This is a genomic window from Streptomyces sp. 2323.1 (assembly GCF_900221035.1).
GTDB lineage: Bacteria > Actinomycetota > Actinomycetes > Streptomycetales > Streptomycetaceae > Streptomyces > Streptomyces sioyaensis.
Map to the genome: position 1 here is coordinate 3,745,896 of NZ_LT907981.1, position 18,541 is coordinate 3,764,436.

19 protein-coding genes are annotated in these 18,541 nt (G+C 71.4%); 13 read left to right on the plus strand and 6 right to left on the minus strand.

The window, feature by feature from the left end; genetic code table 11:
* The first annotated feature begins 4 nt into the window (after positions 1-4).
* Both CPH93_RS15760 and CPH93_RS15765 read left to right on the plus strand, forming a co-directional pair.
* The gene (locus CPH93_RS15760; RefSeq protein WP_096213218.1) at positions 5-1,522 is read left to right on the plus strand and encodes a sensor histidine kinase; all 1,518 of its coding nucleotides are present in this window, start codon (positions 5-7) and stop codon (positions 1,520-1,522) included.
* Entirely contained in the window at positions 1,519-2,010 is a 492-nt protein-coding gene (locus CPH93_RS15765; protein ID WP_096213219.1) for a GerMN domain-containing protein, read from the plus strand. The genes CPH93_RS15760 and CPH93_RS15765 overlap by 4 nt, the downstream gene beginning before the upstream one ends.
* Positions 2,011-2,200: 190 nt before the next feature.
* Here CPH93_RS15765 and CPH93_RS15770 read toward each other — a convergent pair whose 3' ends face one another.
* Positions 2,201-3,097, minus strand: a complete 897-nt coding sequence (locus CPH93_RS15770; RefSeq protein ID WP_096213220.1) for an MBL fold metallo-hydrolase — start codon at positions 3,095-3,097, stop codon at positions 2,201-2,203.
* 345 nt (positions 3,098-3,442) lie between these two features.
* On the opposite strand from CPH93_RS15770, the gene CPH93_RS15775 reads away from it, so the two are divergent.
* From CPH93_RS15775 to CPH93_RS15785, 3 genes are all read left to right on the plus strand, one after another.
* On the plus strand, positions 3,443-3,649 hold the full coding sequence (locus CPH93_RS15775; protein WP_093488934.1) for a hypothetical protein: 207 nt from the start codon (positions 3,443-3,445) through the stop codon (positions 3,647-3,649).
* Positions 3,636-5,075, plus strand: a complete 1,440-nt coding sequence (locus tag CPH93_RS15780; RefSeq protein ID WP_096213221.1) for an amidase — start codon at positions 3,636-3,638, stop codon at positions 5,073-5,075. Before CPH93_RS15775 ends, CPH93_RS15780 begins: the two co-directional genes overlap by 14 nt.
* A gap of 116 nt (positions 5,076-5,191) precedes the next feature.
* Positions 5,192-5,764: a TetR/AcrR family transcriptional regulator gene (locus CPH93_RS15785; RefSeq protein ID WP_093484332.1), complete on the plus strand. Its 573-nt coding sequence runs from the start codon at positions 5,192-5,194 to the stop codon at positions 5,762-5,764.
* Between the two features lie 21 nt (positions 5,765-5,785).
* Here the strand turns inward: CPH93_RS15785 and CPH93_RS15790 are convergent, their stop codons facing one another.
* Positions 5,786-6,415, minus strand: a complete 630-nt coding sequence (locus CPH93_RS15790) for a chitin-binding protein (protein WP_096213222.1) — start codon at positions 6,413-6,415, stop codon at positions 5,786-5,788.
* 237 nt (positions 6,416-6,652) lie between these two features.
* Here CPH93_RS15790 and CPH93_RS15795 point away from each other — a divergent pair, with 237 nt between their 5' ends.
* Complete coding sequence (locus CPH93_RS15795; RefSeq protein ID WP_093484330.1) at positions 6,653-7,213, plus strand: HAD domain-containing protein; 561 nt, start codon at positions 6,653-6,655, stop codon at positions 7,211-7,213.
* A gap of 58 nt (positions 7,214-7,271) precedes the next feature.
* Here CPH93_RS15795 and CPH93_RS15800 read toward each other — a convergent pair whose 3' ends face one another.
* The 3 genes from CPH93_RS15800 to CPH93_RS15810 all read right to left on the minus strand — a co-directional run bounded on the left by CPH93_RS15800 (position 7,272) and on the right by CPH93_RS15810 (position 11,490).
* Positions 7,272-9,515, minus strand: a complete 2,244-nt coding sequence (locus CPH93_RS15800; RefSeq protein ID WP_096213223.1) for a family 2 encapsulin nanocompartment cargo protein terpene cyclase — start codon at positions 9,513-9,515, stop codon at positions 7,272-7,274.
* Between the two features lie 158 nt (positions 9,516-9,673).
* Positions 9,674-10,522 (minus strand): ATP-grasp domain-containing protein, encoded by an 849-nt coding sequence (locus tag CPH93_RS15805; protein WP_096213224.1) that lies wholly within the window; start codon positions 10,520-10,522, stop codon positions 9,674-9,676.
* The gene (locus tag CPH93_RS15810; protein WP_096213225.1) at positions 10,519-11,490 is read right to left on the minus strand and encodes an ATP-grasp domain-containing protein; all 972 of its coding nucleotides are present in this window, start codon (positions 11,488-11,490) and stop codon (positions 10,519-10,521) included. Before CPH93_RS15810 ends, CPH93_RS15805 begins: the two co-directional genes overlap by 4 nt.
* Before the next feature lie 260 nt (positions 11,491-11,750).
* Here CPH93_RS15810 and CPH93_RS15815 point away from each other — a divergent pair, with 260 nt between their 5' ends.
* The 7 genes from CPH93_RS15815 (at position 11,751) to CPH93_RS15845 (ending at position 17,794) form a co-directional block, all read left to right on the plus strand.
* Positions 11,751-12,260: an Lrp/AsnC family transcriptional regulator gene (locus tag CPH93_RS15815; protein ID WP_093484326.1), complete on the plus strand. Its 510-nt coding sequence runs from the start codon at positions 11,751-11,753 to the stop codon at positions 12,258-12,260.
* A 122-nt stretch (positions 12,261-12,382) separates the two neighbouring features.
* Positions 12,383-13,198: a dimethylargininase gene (gene ddaH / locus CPH93_RS15820; protein ID WP_231977361.1), complete on the plus strand. Its 816-nt coding sequence runs from the start codon at positions 12,383-12,385 to the stop codon at positions 13,196-13,198.
* Positions 13,198-14,433, plus strand: coding sequence for an ornithine--oxo-acid transaminase (gene rocD, locus CPH93_RS15825; protein WP_096213227.1), 1,236 nt, complete (start codon positions 13,198-13,200; stop codon positions 14,431-14,433). Before ddaH ends, rocD begins: the two co-directional genes overlap by 1 nt.
* A 365-nt stretch (positions 14,434-14,798) precedes the next feature.
* Entirely contained in the window at positions 14,799-15,536 is a 738-nt protein-coding gene (locus CPH93_RS15830; RefSeq protein ID WP_096213228.1) for a class I SAM-dependent methyltransferase, read from the plus strand.
* A 212-nt stretch (positions 15,537-15,748) separates the two neighbouring features.
* Complete coding sequence (locus tag CPH93_RS15835) at positions 15,749-16,063, plus strand: type VII secretion target (RefSeq protein WP_093484322.1); 315 nt, start codon at positions 15,749-15,751, stop codon at positions 16,061-16,063.
* Between the two features lie 2 nt (positions 16,064-16,065).
* Positions 16,066-17,175, plus strand: coding sequence for a WXG100 family type VII secretion target (locus CPH93_RS15840; protein ID WP_096213229.1), 1,110 nt, complete (start codon positions 16,066-16,068; stop codon positions 17,173-17,175).
* Positions 17,176-17,422: 247 nt separating this feature from the next.
* Positions 17,423-17,794, plus strand: a complete 372-nt coding sequence (locus CPH93_RS15845) for a hypothetical protein (RefSeq protein WP_159395006.1) — start codon at positions 17,423-17,425, stop codon at positions 17,792-17,794.
* Between the two features lie 72 nt (positions 17,795-17,866).
* On the opposite strand, the gene CPH93_RS15850 is transcribed toward CPH93_RS15845, so the two are convergent.
* A complete protein-coding gene (locus CPH93_RS15850) occupies positions 17,867-18,448 on the minus strand; it encodes a TetR/AcrR family transcriptional regulator (protein ID WP_096213231.1) in 582 nt (193 codons plus the stop codon).
* Between the last annotated feature and the right edge of the window lie 93 nt (positions 18,449-18,541).

Genomic DNA, 18,541 nt, shown 5'->3' on the forward strand with positions numbered 1-18,541 from the left:
GGCGATGACCACCACTGCGAGGACCGCACCCAAGCTCGCCGCGACGACGGGTGCGCGCCGCGCGGCGGCGGCCCGGGTGCGGCTGCCGCACATCGGCGGTCTGCGCGGCCGGCTCATCGTCACCGTCGTCGTGGTCGCCCTGATCAGCGCGGTCACCGCCACCGGCCTGGCCTACCGGGAATCGCGCGAGGCCGTCCTCAAGCGGGCCCAGAGCGCCGCCGTCGACGACTTCCGCAACCGCATCGAGCGGCTCGCGCCGGAGCTCGACGTCCCCACCGACCGCCGGGCGATGGCCCGCTTCGCCCAGGACGTCTCGTCCGGGCTGCGCGGCTCCCTGGTCGTCGCCCGGTACCGCGAACTCACCGCCGTCACCGACCCCTCCGCCGACCGCACCCGCATCACCCCCGAACTCCGCGCGGCCGTACGCACCCACTCCCGGGTCTCGGTCCAGCGGGTGGAGCAGGGCGGACGGCCCTGGCTGGTCCTCGGCGCCCCGGTCGGCCTCGACGCACCGACCCCGCACGGCAGTTCGGCCGGGCCGTCCGGGGTCGAGATCTACGCGGTCGTCTCCCTGGCGGAGGAGGAACGCGACACCGCCGAGCTGGTGCGCAGCGTGCAGGGCGGCCTGGTGCCCGTGGTGCTGCTGGCCGCCGTACTCGCCCTGTTCGCGGCCCGTACGGCGCTGCGGCCGGTCCGCAGACTGGCGCGCGCCACCCGCCGGCTGGCCACCGGCGAGCTGAGCATCCGGGTCGAGGAGAAGGGGCGCGACGAACTCGCCGAGCTGGCGCACACCTTCAACGAGACGGCCGGCGCGCTGGAACACAGCGTCGGCGAGCTGCGCGAACAGGAGGCCCGGGCCCGGCGCTTCGTCGCCGATGTCTCCCATGAGCTGCGCACCCCGTTGGCCGCCATGACCATGGTCTCCAGCGTCCTGGAGGAGGACGCCGACGAACTCACCCCGGACACCGCACACGCCGCCCGTACGGTCAGCGCCGAGACCGCCAAGCTCGCCCGGCTCGTCGACGACCTCATCGAGATATCCCGCTTCGACGCCCGGGCCGTGGCGCTCACCGTGCACGAACTGGACCTGGCCGAGGCGGTGCGCGCCACGCTGGCTGCCCGCGGCTGGAGCGACCGGGTAGAGGCCGATCTCCCCCCGGGCATACGGGCGCGGCTCGACCGCCGCCGTCTGGACGTCATCGTCGCCAACCTCGTCGGCAACGCCCTGCGGCACGGCGCACCGCCCGTGACCCTCACCGTGCGGGCGGCCGATGACTGGCTGACCCTCGCCGTCGCCGACCACGGCCCGGGGCTGGCCCCCGAGACCGCCCGCCATGTCTTCGACCGCTTCTACAAGGCCGACAGCGCCCGCACCCGCTCCGAGGGCAGCGGCCTGGGGATGGCCATCGCCCTGGAGAACGCCCGTCTGCACGGCGGCACCATCGAGATCGCGCCCCCGGCGCCCGGCGTCGGCGCGGTCTTCACCCTCCGCCTCCCCCTCCGTACGGACTCCGCCTCATGATGCGCCCCCGCCCCGCCGCCGTCTGCTGTCTGCTCGCCGTTGCCGCCACGGGGTGCGGCATCCGCCCCACCGGCGTCACGGACGGCGGCAAGGCTCCCTCCGGGATCTCCCAGGGCATGCGGGTCTACTTCGCCTCCGACAGCGGCCCCCGCGGGGTGTCCCGGCCCGGTGCCAAGATCGACGACCTCAACGACGCCTTCAAGCTGTTGTTGGCAGGCCCGACCTCCGAGGAGCGCGCCGCCGGGCTGGCCAATCTGATCAGCCGGGACGGGGCGTACAGCGCCACCTCCCGCCACGGCAAGGTCACCGTCAACGCCCCGGACCGCTATTTCGGCCCTCAGGACCAGAGCACCGGCCAACTGGTCTGCACCATCGCCCGGGCCGAGGTGCTGTTGCACGACACCCGTCCGGACAAGGTGCAGGTGACCATCATCGGCGCGGACGGTCGTGCCGGGCCGTACCAGTGCCAGCAGTTCCTGTCGCGGTGAGGGCCGAGGGCGCGTGCACTGGTCGGGCACGCAGCGGCCGGTGGTTGGCTGGTCGGGCTCCCGCCTGCCGCCTGCCGCCTGCCAGTTGGGGGTGCGGGCTTGGGGCCGGCGAGGCGGGCTGGGGCTGCGAGCCGTAGGGGCGGAGTCGGGCGCGAAATGGCGGCTGGGGGCTGGGAGCCGCTGGTCGCAGCTACTCCGGAGCCACGGACAACAGCCGGTAGCCGTCGCCCTCCGGGATCACCCGTCCTGCCGTGGGCGGCGGGAAGTGGCTGCCCAGGAGCAGGGTGTCGGTACCGGCGAGCGAGGTGAGCAGGGCGCGGCGGGTGTGCTCGGCCTGTACGGGATCGACGTCGACGCAGCTGCCGATGCCGGGGCGCAGCAACTGGACCGGGTGGTGAATGCAGTCCCCGGTGATCAGGGCCGTCTGTCCGGCGCTGCGCAGCTCCACGGCGACCTGGCCGGGCGTGTGTCCGGGGGTGGGCAGCAGACGCACGCCGAGGGCGATGTCGGTGCCCTCGGCCGGGACCTCGACGAGGTCGAGCAGTCCGGCGTCGCGGACCGGGTGGACCGAGTCCCGGAACATCTGGCGACGGGCCTCGTCCATCTCGGCCCCGGCCCAGTGGTCCCACTCCGCGCGGGAGGTCAGATAGCGGGCGCGGGGGAAGGTGGGAACCCAACTCCCTTTGTCGGCACGGGTGTTCCAGCCGACGTGGTCGGTGTGCAGATGGGTGAGCACGACCAGGTCCACCTCCTCCGGGGCAAACCCGGCCGCGGTCAGCCGCTGGAGGTAGTCGGTGTCGAGGTCGTGCCAGGCGGGGTTGGCCCGGGGTTTGCCGTTGCCGATTCCGGTGTCGATGACGATGCGCAGGCCCTGCACCTCCACGGCGAAACTGTGACCGGCCAGGCGGAGGGCTCCGGCGTCGTCGGCGAAGTCCGGCCGGAGCCATGGGGCTTGGGCCACCACCTCCGGGGTGGCGTCGGGCAGCAGCCAGCGTCCGGTCTGCGCGGGGAAGGCCACCTCGTCGATGCGGCGGACGGTGAGGTCGCCCACCGTCCAGGCGGGGGTGGTGTCACTGAAGGCGGGCATGGATCATCCTCTCACAGGCAAAAGCAAACCCTTTGCGTTAAGTCACACTAGCCCGCTATGCTGAGCTAACGCAAACAAATAGCTTTTGCTGTTGTCGATGTGGGGAGGTTGTCGGCGCGGCAACCGACGCGGCTGCCGCTCCCCAACCCCCTCGCCCCCTCACCCCCCTCGCGCTCCCCACCATGCCCCATCGCTCCGTTGTCGGCATGCACGGACCGGGAAGAGATGCGCAGACCACGAAGGGATGCGCAGGACCACGAAGTGCAGGACCACGAAGTGCAGGACCACACAGCGCCGGACCACACAGCGCCGGACACCGCAGTGCCAGATCACGAAAGGCCGTGCATGACCACCGCAGAACTCACCCCGCAGGAAAGCGCCCGCTGGGCGCTCCGCGCCGGACTCCCCCTGGCGGACGACCGCCTCGCCCCCGTGACCGACACGGCGAACCACATCCAGTCCGTCCTCGGCGTCCTGCGTGAGCTGGACTTCCGGCAGACACCCCCGGCCCCCGTCTACCAGGCAGGAGGGCCCGTCGGTGCAGCCGTATGAGTTGACGCTGGCCGGCGCGGCCACCGCCATCCGGGCGGGAGAGCTCTCCCCCGTGGAGCTGACCGAGTCGGTGCTCGGCCGGATCGGTGCGGTGGAGGACCGTCTGGGGGCGTACGTCACCCTCGCCGCGGACTCCGCGCGCCGGTCGGCCGTACGGGCGGAGCGGGAGATCGCGGCGGGCCGCCATCGCGGCCCCCTGCACGGCATCCCGTTCGGACTGAAGGACCTCATCGATGCCGCCGGGCTTCCCACGACGGCCAGTTCGCGGGTCGGGGCGCCGCACCCGCCGGCCACGGACAGCGCCGTGGCCGCCCGACTGTCGGCCGCCGGCGCCGTCCTGCTGGGCAAGACCCACACCCATGAATTCGGCTACGGCCTGACGACGCCGCAGACCCGCAATGCGCGCGACCACGACCGTATCGCCGGCGGATCGAGCGGCGGCTCGGCCGTCGCGGTGGCCGCGGGAGCCGCCACCTTCGCCCTCGGTACGGACACCGGCGGCTCCATCCGGGTCCCCGCGGCGCTGAACGGCGTGGTGGGCCTCAAGCCCACCTATGGCCTGCTCCCGCTGCAGGGCGTGACCTCGCTGTCGTGGTCGCTGGACCACGTCGGCCCCCTGACCCGCACCGTCGAGGACGCCGCCCTGGTGCTCACCGCCCTGGTCGGCAATCAGGGCCCGCCCGGCGCCCCGGGCGCGGCGGACACCCCAGCCCTCACCGGCCGCAGCGTCACTCCGGCCGCGCCCCGGGCGGACCTCCCGCCCCCGGAGAGCGCCGATCTGACGGGGCTGCGCATCGGCATCCCCCGTCAGCACTACTTCGAGCGGGTGGACCCCGGCGTGGAGGCCTCGGTACGGGCCGCCATCGACCAACTGCACGCATGCGGCGCCGAGCTCATGGACATCGACATCCCGCTGGCCCGCTACCTCCAGGCGACCCAGTGGGGGCTCATGGTGCCCGAGGCGACCGCCGCCCACGAACAGACGCTGCGCTCGGTGCCGGAGCTCTACGGCGAGGACGTCCGGGTCCTGCTGGAGGCCGGCGCACTCGTCCCGGCGGGCGACTATCTGCGCGCCCAGCGCTCCCGCGCCCTGATGCGCGAGGCCTGGACCGAGCTGTTCCAGCAGGTCGATGTGGTCGCCGCACCCAGCGTGCCGATGGCCGCCGTCAAGGCCGGACAGCAGAAGGTGCAGTGGCCGGACGGCACGGTGGAGGCCGTCTCCGACGCCTACGTCAGGCTCTGCGCACCGGCCAACATCACCGGCATCCCCGCCCTGTCCCTGCCCGTCGGCCCGGACGGCACGGGGCTGCCGGCCGGCCTCCAGCTGATGGGCCGGCCCTTCGACGAGGCCACCGTGCTGCGGGTGGGCCGCGCCTACGAAACCGCGTCCGGCAGCGTCGGCGGACCGGTTCCGGTGGCCGCCTGATGCGCCCGCCCGGCCGCCCGGCGTACCTGAAGCGCCACCCCGGCGGCGGGCTTCCGAGAGCCCCTCCCCACTCCCTCTTGATGCAACTCCTTCGCCTTAAGCCGTAAGGTGGAGCCATGAGCCCCAGGCCGATGACCCGCCCCGGGGGACGCAGCGCCCGCGTCCAGGAATCGGTGCACGCCGCCGTGCGTGCCCTTGAGGCCGAACAGGGCCGCGACGCGCTGACCGTGCCCCTGGTCGCCGCCCGCGCCGGCGTCACCCCGTCGACGATCTACCGCCGGTGGGGAGACCTCCAGGAACTGCTGTCCGACGTGGCCGTCGAGCGCCTCCGCCCGGAGACGGAGCCCGCCGATCACGGAGCGCTGCGCACCGACCTGGAGGCCTGGGCAGAGCAGTTCCTGGAGGAGATGTCCTCGCCCCCGGGCCGTGCGTACATCCGCGATGCGCTCGCCGGTGATCCGGACGGCAGCCATGCGGGTCAGTGTTCGGCCTACGCCGCCGAGCAGGTGGACATCATCCTCGCCCGCGCCGCCGACCGCGGCGAACAGGCCCCGGACGCCGAGGTGGTGATGGACCACATCGTGGCCCCGATGATGTACCGGCTCGTCTTCCGGCCGGGCCCGCTGGACGCGTCGTACGCCCACGGCCTGGTCGAGGCGACGCTGTCCAGCCTGATGCCACCCGGCTGACCGCAGGGCGAAAGGCCCGCCTCACCCAGCCGACCGCCCCTGCCTCTGCCCGTGGACCTGCCGCTGTCCGTGCCCGTGGACCGGCTTGTGTCCGTGGACCTGCTTATGTCCGTGGACCTGCGCCTGCCCCTGCGCCCCGTCCGCCGCATGTGTGCCATCCGGGTCGTCCGGGTTCTGCGGGCTCTCCTGGTTGTCGGACGGCTCGGCACTGTCGGACGGGTCGCCATTGTCCGACGGGTCGCCGTTGTCGGACGGGTCGGCGCTGTGCGACGGGTCCGGGTCGCCGGAGGGCTCGGGGCTGTCGGAGGGGTCGGGGGCATCGGCGGGATCCGCTTCCCGCGGGCCGTCCGAGCTGAGCCGGAGGCTGCCGAACCGTGCGTTGCGCCAGTCGCGGTGGGGCACGACGGTGACCACGGAGCCGGTGCAATCGCGGCCGTTGTACAGCACGAGGTCGGTGGGGGTGTCGTTGTCCACCGTGCCGTAGCCGTCCCCCACTCCGTAGCAATGGTCGTCGCCGGGATCGAGGATCTCGTGCGGCCGGTTCTCCGGGCGGGTGTGGTACGTGATGACGCCGGTGACGGCCTGGGCGCCATGGGGGCTGAAGGCCACGAACGCCCCGGTGAGGGCCAGGGCGCCAAGGAAAGCAGTCATGCGTCGCACAGTCGGAACTCCTCGTCAGCCACGGGCGGCGGTCCGAACGGCCCGGGTCCGGCCCTTACGGGATGTCGCCAAGTGGGGTTCCCGACGCCCCCTCAGGATATTCACCTCATACGGGATATTCACCGTGCAGCGGGACATGGAGGGAGGCGTCCGGCGGCTGACCGGCGTGGCTCCCGGGGCCGGTGAGTGCGCCGTACGGGTACCGCGCGGAGCGGCTATCTTGCGGCGGTGACCGGTTCCGCGGCGCGCCCGCTGCTCTTCCTCGACGTCGACGGCCCGCTCCTCCCGTTCGGGGGAGCTGCGGAGGACCGCGCGGGCGGGCATCCGGCGTACCCGGCGGCGGGCCACCTGCCCCCGGGCGCCGGTGCGAACCCGCTGCTGGGCCGGATCAACCCCGCGCACGGGCCCAGGCTGGCGGCGCTGCCGTGCGAGCTGGTCTGGGCGACCACCTGGATGCACGAGGCGAACGAGTACCTCGCGCCGCTGCTCGGGCTGCCGGAACTGCCCGTGCTGAGCTGGCCGGAATCGTCCGCCGAGGAGGACCGGGATGTGCGCGCCGGGCTGCACTGGAAGACCCGCGCGCTCGTCGACCGGGCGGCCGGCCGCGCCTTCGCCTGGGTCGACGACGAGATCAACGACCGGGACCGGGCCTGGGTGGCGGCACACCACGGCCCCCGGGCCCTGCTCCTCCGCGTCGATCCCCGGTGCGGCCTCACCGACGCGGACTTCCGCCTCCTGCACGACTGGTTGCGCAGGGTGGGAGGAGAGGGAGGGGCAGGAGAGGCGTGAAGGGGCCGCGCGCGAGCCGGAACTGCCTCCGGCCCCGCGGCCCACCCCGCCCGGCGCTCTACCCCACGCCCACCCCCACCGCCGACCGGAAGAGCCGCGCCGCCGACGTCCCCAAGCCGCTCGGTGCGCCCAGCCAGCCCGGCGCCCCCGTCGGATAACGCAGCTCGGGCTCGATGTAGCGCCGGCAGCCCCGGTGCCAGATGAGGATGCCGGCCATCCAGTTCTCCAGCTCCTGGACGTATCCGTCGAGCGCCTTGCGGGCCTCCGGGGAGAGGTCGAAGTCGTCGTAGACGACGGGGAGTTGATGGGCCGCGACGTGCCGGAACTCGTTCATGCGGGAGGTCATGAGGTCATTGATGATGTGCAGCGCGGTCGGGTAGTCGCAGTCGAAGAAGGTCTGGACGACCAGGATGCCGTTGTGGACCTCGCCCTCGTACTCGATCTCCTTCTGGTACGAGAAGACGTCGTTCATCAGGCAGGCGAAGTCGGCGGCGGAGTTCTCCAGTGAGCGCAGGGCGCCGGTGCGGTAGACCTCCGGCGGGACCTGCCGGCCGTGGCCGATGCGGCTCAGGCTCATGGTGAGGTCGGAGCCGAAGGTCGCCCGGCGCATCTCGACGTAGTCGACCGGGTCGGGGATCCGGTTCTGGATCTGGTTGTCGATCTCCCAGAGCCAGCTGGCCGTCATCGTGTCGACGGACTGGCGGAACGCCCGGCGCGCCTCGGGGGTCATCGGCCCCGCCGTACGGGACCACAGGTCCGCCAGCCCGCGTTCGAGGGCGTTGACCGGCTCCGGGGCGGGGGCCGAGAGGTCGAGGGGCATGAACGACGACAGCCGCTCGGTGCACACCTTGGCGGCCGGCAGGTCGCGCGGCCGCCCGAAGACCTGCGGGTAGTAGTCGTCCGCATAGGTGCCCCAGGCCAGCCATGCGGCGCTGAGGTCCAGTTGGTCGGCGGTGGCGTCGGGGTGGATGCCGGCCGCGCACAGCGCCAGATCGTGCCGGATCATCGCGGGCTCGTCCCAGACGTCGGACAGCGGCACGCCGGGCTGCGGCCGCAGGATGCCCATCCGGTGCGCCCACTCGACGACCCGGCGGCGGGCGCCCTCCAGATGCGGGCTGAGGGTGGTGGTGAACGGCATGTGGATATCGGGGATGCGGGACGGACCGACCTTCCGGTGCGGCACATGCGTGGTGCTGCGCAGACGGTGCGCACCGGCCGTGGCCAGGGCGCGCCGCAGATCCGCGGCCGAGGTGCCGAGTCCGCCGAGGGGGTACGGCGACCAGGCGGGCGAGGTGCGGGCCGCGGACCCGCCGCCGTTCATGTAGCGGCTGGAGCGCATGTGCCATTCATGGCCGCCGGACTGCCAGTCCTGGAGCCCCTTGGCGTACGCCAGCACGTCCGCGCAGGACTTGGGGTCCAGACCCTTCTCGGCGAAGAGCGCGGGGAGTTCCCCGACGACGGTGTTCTCGAACTGCTGCAACCGCGAGGTGATCAGGTCGTTGACGGAGTCCGCGGCCTCCTGGGTGGTGCACTGCAGGAAGGTCTCCAGCACCAGGACGCCGTTGCTCAGCTCGCCCTCCTCCTCCGTCTCCCGCTGGTAGGAGAAGAGGTCGTTGCGCAGATGGACGCCGTCGGAGAAGGTGTCGCGCAGCACCCGCAGCGGCCGGGACCCGGCGACGGCGGCGGGGACCTCGGCGCCGGTCGCGTACTCCACCAGGCCCGCCGACCAGGGCGCCCCACCGACCTTGCGGCGCATCTCGATGTACTCGACGGGGTTGGGCACCCGGTGGATGTCGATATTGGACAGTTCCCAGAGCGACTCGTTGAGCAGATGCTCGGTGCTCTCGGCGAACCGCCGCCGCCAGTCCATGGACATGTGCGGCACGGTGCGCGCCCACAGGTCGGCCAGGCCCGCCTCGACGGGGTTGACCGGCTCGGGAACGGGCGCGGTCAGGTCCATCGGCATGAAGGCCGGCAGCCGGTCGAGGTACGCCTTGCCGCCCTCGCGGTCCAGCGTCCGCTTGAACTTCTCCAGGAAGTGGTCGTCGAAGAAGAAGACCCACACGTACCAGTCGGTCACCAGCGAGAGCGCGTCGGCGTCACAGTCCGGGTGGGTGTAGGAACACAGCAGGGCGTAGTCGTGGGCGTCGAGGTCCGGCTCCTCCCAGATGCCGGAGCCCTCCAGCATTCCCATGCTGCGCGCCCATGTCCTGGAGTGCGTACGGGCCGCCTCCAGATGCGGGTTCAGCCGCGCCGGATAGGGCGTGTAGAAGGTGGGCAATTCGAATGGCTGCTGCGACACCGTTGCTGGCCTCTTCCCCTGCGTACGGAAGGACGGCGCGCCGATCCACGCCCCCCTTGAACGGGGGCAGCGCTACCCCGGTGGTCGGCGGCTTAGGCCTTATGGAGGAGGAGCTTCCGCCTCCACGCCGCTTCGGTTCGGAGTGCGTTGAACTGGGCTTATTTCTGGCTGACTTCTGGCAGCTTTGTTTCGCCTGTGGTGGTCGGACGGCCGTTCGCCGCCGTCTGCAGGGCGAGTTCCGCGAGCGCCTCCGGGGCGCCGGCCTGGCCGCGGATCCCGGGGAAGGCATTGACGTCCACGAGCAGCGGCGCGCCGCCGCCGGCGTCGAGGACGTCCACGCCGTAGACCTCCAGGCCGAAGACCTCGCCGGCCCGCAGCGCGGCGTCCCGCCAGCTCGCGGGCAGTTCGCCGGCCGGCAGCGAGCGGGTCGGTCCGCGGCCGCCCGGGGCCAGCTCCGAGCGGCGCAGCCCGGCGAAGAGCCGGCCGTCGACCACCCACAGCTTGTGGTCCCAGCCGCTGTTCGCGGTGAACTCCTGGACCACCACCGGCTCCGCTGCCCAGTCCGCGGCCAGCTCCCGCAGCCGGGCGGCGCTGTCGGCGCGGGCCACCAGGTCGTGGCGCCGGCTGAACCGGCTCTTGAGCACCAGCGGAGTGGCCGGATCGCCGGCGGCCGCCAGCCGGCCGACCGTGGTCAGCGCCGTGGTGGCGGCGAACGGCAGCCCGGCCGCGCGCGCCACGTCGGCCATCGCGACGCGGTCCTGGCAGCGCGCGGTCGCCGCTGCGGAGTTGAGCACCGGGGCGCCGTGCTCCTCCAGGAAGGCGGCGAGCGCCAGCGCCCGCGGGGTCCGCGCCTTGAGCAGATAGACGTCCGCGAGCGGGAAGAGGGCGGGGCCCGCGGTGGCACTGCCCGGGTCCAGCGAAACGACCTCGTGCTCCGGGGCCAGCAGCGCGGTGACGGCGGCCAGCAGCGGATGGCCGGGGTCGGCGGTGAGCAGACAGATCCTCATCGGCCGCCGCCGAGGGGCGCGGTGGGCCGGGCGGGGCGCGGGAGAGGGGTCACGGAGCGCGTCGTGGCGGCCCCCGCATTCGGCTGCCCCGTCACCCGTCCGGCCGCCGGCAAAGCCACCCGCCCGGCCGCCGGAGCCGCGTCCCGCCCGCTCGTCCCGCGCCGGGCGAGCTCCAGTACGGCGGCGGACACCCGGGCGACCGCGTCCGGCACCTGACGGAAGCTGGGAAAGTCGTTGATGTCGACGACCACCGGGCCGTCGGGCCCGAGCAGGATGTCGACGCCGTAGAGGTCGAGGCCGAAGACCTCGCCGATCCGGGCGGCGATCCGGGCGACCTCGGCGGTGAGCGGCACCTGACGTTCGCGTACGTCGTGCGCGGGGTGCAGGGGCGAGCACCGCTCGGTCGCGTACAGCTCACCGGCGACGCTGTAGACCTTCAGATCCGTACCGGAGTTGGGGACGTAGGGCTGGGCGATGAGCAGCCCGCCGGCGCAGTCACCCGGCGCCATGGGCTCCAGCAGCCGGTCCGGCGTCGCCACCAGCCGGACCGCGCGCCCGGAACTGCCGTCCGCGGGCTTGACCACGAGCGGGAACTCCGCCTCGGGTATCTCCGCGAGCTCCTCCGGCCGGGCCGCCGCGTACGTCACCGGGACGGGCAGCCCCGTACCGCGGGCGATCACCGCGGCCAGCGCCTTGTCGCGCACCCCGCGGATCGCCCGGACATCGTTCACCGTCGTCAGCCCGGCGGACGCCGCGGCCTCCAGCAGGGTCAGTCCCGGGCCGCCGGAGACGGTCTTGAGTACCCACGCGTCATGGCTGCCCGCCTGTATCGCGTCGGACAGGGATATCAGCGAGCGGCCGGGCCACAGCACGTCCACCTGGTGGCCCCAGGCGCCGAGTTGGCGGATCACATCCAGCGGCATGCCGTCGTGGCGGTACTGCTCCTCCACCAGGAAGCAGAGTCTCATGGGGCACCCTCGTCATCGCCGCACGTCCGTCCACCGTCCGTCCGGCAGATCCATGACGTACCAGGATCCCATGCGGGGATCGGGCAGTGCCGTGGGCCCACGCGCCCGGCAACCCGGGCCCGCGCGCGGGCGGCTGACCTACTGGCACACGGCGGGGCGGGCCGAGCCGCCCCGCGCGTCCGGTGTCGCTACCGTGAGGCGACCGCGGCCGCCCGGGACCAGGCAGGACGGAGCGGGACCGGGATGCAATGGGAGGTCCAGTGACCAGCAAGGCCGCGCCCTTCGACGAGCTCGACCGCAAGATCATTGCGGCGCTGATCGACAACGGCCGGGCGAGCTTCGCGGAGATCGGCGGGGCGATCGGGCTGTCGGCCACCGCGGTGAAACGGCGGGTGGACCGGCTGCGGGAGAGCAAGGTGATCACGGGGTTCAGCGCCACCGTCCGGCCGTCCGCGCTGGGCTGGCTGACCGAGGCGTACGTCGAGGTGTACTGCGACAGCGCCGCACCGCCCCGCCGGCTCGCGGAGGTCGTACGCAACCATCCGGAGATCGCCGCGGCGATGACCGTCACCGGGGGCGCCGATGCGCTGCTGCATGTGCGGGCGACCGATGTCGAGCACTTCGAGGAGGTACTCGAACGCATCCGGGCCGAACCGTTCATCCGCAAGACGATCAGCTACATGGTGCTGTCCCACCTGCTGCCGGAGAGCCCGGAGGCCGGCGCCCGCGGATCCTTCGAGCCGAGTGACGCAGAAAACGTGCAGAAATAACGGCTGAAACGCAGCATTGCTGCGCGGATACGCAGCATTTGTTGCTTGTTGCCGGAATCCCTCGCTCCGTACCGTGGAAAACACGAGGTGACAACCCTTAACGGTCTGTCATGGCAGGAGGGATGTCTGTGCTGACGAGTCGTGTGCCGCGCCCGCGGCGCTTTCTGGTGTGCGAACCCCGGCACTTCGATGTGCACTACGCCATCAACCCCTGGATGCGGACGGACGCACCGGTCGACACCGCGCTCGCCGCCCGCCAGTGGGAGGCCCTGATGTGCGCCTATCGCGCGCACGGGCACACGGTGGAGACCGTGCCGCCGGTGCCCGGCCTGCCGGACATGGTGTTCGCGGCGAATTCGGCGCTGGTCCTGGCGGGGCGGGTCTTCGGCTCGCTCTTCCACGCCCCGCAGCGGCGGCCGGAGTCCACCGCGTACGAGACGTGGTTCAAGGCCGCCGGCTTCGACGTCTACCGGCCCGAGTCGGTGTGCGAGGGCGAGGGCGATCTGGTCCCGGCGGGCCCGTATGTGCTGGCCGGCACCGGATTCCGCACGACGCGCGCCGCCCACCAGGAGGTGCAGGAATACTTCGGGGTGCCGACCATCAGCCTCCAGCTGGTGGACCCGTACTTCTACCACCTCGACACCGCGCTCTTCGTGCTCGACGAGGAGAACATCGCGTACTACCCGGAGGCCTTCTCACCCGGCTGCCGCGAGGTGCTCGCCCGGCTCTTTCCCCGTGCGGTGCTCGCCACCCGGGCCGACGCCATGGCCTTCGGGCTCAACTCCGTCTCCGACGGCCGCCATGTGTTCATCGCCCCCCAGGCGACCGGCCTCATCGGCCGGCTCACCACCGAGGGCTACGTCCCCGTCCCCGTCGACCTGTCCGAGTTCCACAAGGCCGGCGGTGGCATCAAGTGCTGCACCCAGGAGATCCGCTGATGACCGCTCCCACTCGCATTGCCCCGGTGCTCGCTCCCCGTTCGTCCGCGGAGCTGATCCAGGCCGAGGGCCCGGTTCTCGCGCACAACTACCACCCGCTGCCCGTGGTGGTCGCGCGCGCCGAGGGCGTCTGGGTCGAGGACGTCGAGGGGAACCGCTACCTCGACATGCTGGCCGGCTACTCGGCGCTCAACTTCGGCCACCGGCACCCGGCGCTGATCGAGGCCGCCCACCGCCAGCTGGATCAACTCACCCTCACCTCCCGCGCGTTCCACAACGACCGGCTCGCCGGCTTCGCCGAGGGCCTCGCCGAGCTGACCGGCCTGGACATGGTGCTGCCGATGAACACCGGCGCCGAGGCGGTGGAGAGCGGCATCAAGGTCGCCCGCAAGTGGGCGTACGACGTCAAGGGCGTCCCGGCGGACCGGGCGACGATCGTGGTGGCCGGCGGCAACTTCCACGGCCGGACGACCACCATCGTCGGCTTCTCCGACGACGACGAGGCCCGCGCCGGCTTCGGTCCCTTCGCCCCCGGCTTCCGCACCGTCCCCTACAACGACCTGGCCGCGCTCGAAGCGGCCGTGGACGAGACCACGGCCGCCGTGCTGATCGAGCCGATCCAGGGCGAGGCCGGTGTCCTGATCCCCGACGACGGCTACCTCACCGGCGTCCGCGAACTGACCCGCCGGACCGGGTGCCTGTTCATCGCCGACGAGATCCAGTCCGGCCTGGGCCGCACCGGAAAGACCCTGGCCGTCGAGCACGAGTCCGTCGTCCCCGACGTGCTCCTCCTGGGCAAGGCCCTCGGCGGCGGCATCGTCCCGGTCTCCGCGGTCGTCGCCCGCCGCGAGGTGCTCGGCGTGCTCGGCCCCGGCCAGCACGGCTCGACCTTCGGCGGCAACCCCCTGGCGGCCGCGGTCGGTTCGGCCGTGATCGAGCTGCTCGCCACCGGCGAATTCCAGCGCCGCGCCGCCGACCTCGGCGAGCGGCTGCGCACCGGCCTGGCCGCGCTGACCGGCAAGGGCGTGACCGGCTTCCGCTCCCGCGGCCTGTGGGCGGGCGTGGACATCGACCCCGCCCTCGGCACCGGCCGCGAAATCAGCGAACGCCTCCTGAAGGAAGGCATCCTGGTCAAGGACACCCACGGCTCAACGATCCGGCTGGCCCCGCCGCTGACCATCACCGCGGAAGAACTGGACGGGGCACTCAACTCCCTGGGACGGGTGCTGGGCTAGGCCCCCCTGTCATCTGTCTTTGCTTCCGAGCCGCCGGGCTGCCTCGCACGACAGGGGCGCGCCCGGCGGCTCGGCTCGGTTCGGTTCGGCTCGGTTCGCTCGGCTCGCTGAAAAACCGTCCCCGGCGCGCTCGTAAACACCCCCGTGACGCCCCTGGACAGCACCCGAACGGCGCCCCACCCGGCCCATGGTCGGTCCCCCTCCCCACCCTCACGCGCGCCCCTCTCACACCCCGCAACGACCTCCCCTCCACCCCACCTGACCTGGGCTGATGCGGCGTTCCCGACTACGCTCACCGCACCGGCAAAGGCGGACCGCATGGACCGGCAAACCGGGACCACAGGGACCGGATCAAGGGGGACCACATGGACCGGAACATCCGCACCATCGAGGACGTACTCACCCTCCTGGACGGCCTGTTCACCCCGGAGGCCGACCGCTGGACCGCCGACGGAGCCTCCTGGTGGGACGGCTTCTACGCGGACCGCGCGAAGCCGGTGCCGTTCTTCGTGGCGAAGCCCGACGAGAACCTGGTCTCCTGCCTGGACCGCGGACTGCTCACCCCGGGACGCGCCCTCGACCTGGGCTGCGGCCCCGGCCGCAATGCGCTCCACCTCGCCGCGGCGGGCTTCGAGGTGGACGCGGTCGACCTCTCCCCGGCAGCCATCGCCTGGGCCCAGGACCGCGCCGCAGAAACGAAGGCCGAGGTCCGCTTCCTCTGCGGCGACGCCTTCACCCTCGCCGACACCGCACTCGCCGGCCCGTACGACCTGATCTACGACTCCGGCTGCTTCCACCATCTGCCGCCGCACCGCCGCCTGAGCTACCTCGCCCTGCTCGACCGGTCCTTGGCCCCTGGTGGCCACCTCGCCCTCACCTGCTTCGCCGCCGGCGCAATGGGCTCCGAACTCGACGACCGCGACTTCTACCGCCACTCCGGCCTCCAGGGCGGCCTCGCCTACACCCCGGACTCCTTGCGCGAAATCTTCTCCCACCTGACGGAACTCGAACTCCGCCGCATGCACGACGAGCCCCCGGACTCCCCCCACTTCGGCGAGCCGTTCCTGTGGACGGCCGTCTTCCGGCGCGAGGACGGCCGGTAGCTTTCCGCCGCGGAGATGGTCGGCTCTCCGTAGCGGAGACAGTCACTCCGAAGGTGCTCCACCGCCAAGCCGGTCTTTACCTTTCGCTTGCCCATTGCATTCGCAGGTTTTGAATCTCTTGTTGGCTTCTTGACGCGACAGCACTGCAGTTCAGCCGCACCAGCCGATAGCGTGTTTTCGATGGCCGATCATGCAGCAACGGGGAGCGGAATATGGCGCACGAGAAATTCACTGCCCATCCGGATAAACTCCGCAACTTATCTCACGACTTCAAGCACGTAGAAAGCCGGCTTGAAGGCCAGGTCAACCAGTTCGCCAAGAAGGCAGAGAACGTTGACGAAGCGTTCGGTGTTCTCAGTGAGTCAACCGAGGCATTGGCCAAGTACGTGGAGATGACGCGGGCCACGGTAAAAAATCTCCAGCAGCTGCACCAACAACTTGCGGGGTACGCGGCGGGTCTGGACCGTACTGCAGCGAACTACGAGCACACAGACGTGCAGCAAGCGGCCGCGTTCAAGGGGGAGTGACCATGGCCGAGCAGCAGCAGGAGATCGAGAAAAGCTTCAACATCCTCAAACCCGGCGGCAATCCGGAGGTGCTGCGCACGTGCGCAGCGGCATGGCGGGAAATGGCCCGTGATCTCCAGGTATCGGGACGAGATCTCGACCAGCAAGTCGCAGACCTGGCAGAGGCGGACTGGAGCGGCCGGGCCGCTACCGGGTTCAGAGAACACTGGACGCACACCAAACAGCAGCTCGACCACGCAGTGCCCAACTTCGAGCGAGTGGCCAAGGAACTGGAACAGGCCGCTGATCACATAGAGGACGCCAACGAGCAGGTACAACACGTCCTTGAAGAACTGGCGGTCACTGCAGCAGTTGGCCTGGGCCTGACCGTCATCACCGCAGGCTTCTCCGACGCGGTGGCCGCGGGAGCCGCGGCGGCCGAAGTCGCCGAGGCCGGCACTGTCGTCGCGCGGCTTGCCAAACTCCTCAAAACCGTCGAGTCGGCGTTGGAGAGCCTCCGCACCCTCATGGAGAGCAGCAAGCTCCTGAAGATCGGCGTGGAATTCGGCACGAACGTCACCGGCAACTTCACGGGGAACGTGCTGGGCCAGGTGTTCACCGGCCAGGAGGTCACCTGGGGTCAGGACTTCCAGGACGCCGCAGTGGCCGGGGGCGTCGGCACAGCGCTCGGAGCGGGAGGCCGGGCGATCGGTGGGAAGATGTCCGGCGCACTCGGCAAGGCCTTTGAAGGCGACGGATTCTGGGGGAAGACGGCCACAGGTGCGGCCACCAGCGCGGGTGGGCAGATGGCTGCCGACGGCCTCGATATCCACCAAGGCAGCAAGACAACCGACAACCTCATCCCGGACCTGATCACCAGTGCCGGCGGCGGCGCAGCTGGCGGAGCGGCGGTACACGGTGGCGAGGCCCGCTACGAGCACGGGGGAGGCGGACGGCACCGCGACCCCGACACCGGCCCTACCTTCGGCCCCGGGCGGCAGGCGGCCGCCAATGGCGTCGTCTACGGAGATGCCAACGCCAACGAGACCGACCGGACCGCCGAACACCCTACGAGCCCGTTCGACCAGCCACGTTCCGCACTGACCGATCCGGACGGCGCGTACGACAGCTGAGGAGACCGCAATCATGTGGCGGGTCAGTAGGAGTGTCCGCAGATATCGCCAGGCCCCCGAATGGCATCACTACCGAAAACGTGAATCAGCTGACTGGGTGGACACGTTCGGCGTTCCCGGCCACCCCTTCGGCACGCTCAGAAATCACGCCCAGAATGTGTTGGAAGGGAAGGTGCGAGGCTACCCGGCGACACTTTTCCACCTGTCCGGGGTACGCAAAGGCGGCCGCTACGGCACCATCCTCAACATGTATTCGGTAGCCGTCCTCACACTGCCGACCAGCCTCCCCGATACGTCGGTCTCCGTCGGCACGGTGGTCTACCGGCTCCGGAGCGAACCCCTCCCGCCCCGCGCAGGAGTCCCCGTCCACCTGCCCCAGGGCCGCAGACCTCGCATGATCAAGTGCTCCGTCGACCCCGCCTTCGCCAAGCTGGTCATCACTGAGCCGGTGGTTCGGATCACCGCGGGCGCCCACATGGGCTGGCGGCTGCACGGGAACCAAATGATCGGCTGGCTCAAAGGCAGTAAGCCGTACGGGAAGATCGTCGGGCTCGCCGAGACCATGGCCGACGTCCTGGCCGAGTTCCCCGCTTCCGCACTGTCCGGGGACTCCCCGTGAACTCAGCGCCTCCCTCCGGCGTTCCCCGCGGGGCAGCCATCTCCTGGTTTCCGGCCACGGCTTGCGGTGGTGTCATCCCGGTGCTGTTGCCGTCCGGGCAGCCGCCAGGAGGGCCGCAGCGGCAGTACGGGCCTGGCGGGCGGCGGACGGGTCGCCGGTGAGTGCGGCTGTGGTGATCGCGCCGTCCACGAGGACGGCCAACTGCCCGCCCATGGCGGCCGGTTCGGGGGCCCTCGCATCCCGGGCGAGGTCCGTGAGGTACGAGAGCAGGGCGTGTTTGTGTTCGCGGGCGACGCGGGCGACCCCGTCCGAGGTCGCCCCCAGTTCGCCGAAAGAATTGATGAAGGCGCAGCCGCGGAAGTCCGGGGCGGTGAACCAGTCGTGCAGCCAGTCGAAGACCGCGAGCGGCCGGGCCTCGGGGGTGTCGGCGTGTTCGGTGACGTACGCGGTGAGGGCGGTGCGCCACCGGGTGTCGCGGCGGCGCAGAGAGGCCTCGACGAGGTCGTGCTTGGCCGGGAAGCACTGGTAGAGGCGCTTGAGGGACACCCCGGCGGTGGAGCGGAGTTCGTCCATGCCGACGGACTGGATTCCGCGGTCGTAGAACAGCTTCTCCGCGGCGTCGAGTATCCGCGTACGGGCTTCGTCGTGTTCCATGGCCCTTCCGGCACTTCCCAGGAGAACGGTCGTTCTCTATGCTAGCCGAACGAGCGAGAACGCTCGTTCTCCGGAGGTTTGAGAGCAGGGAGG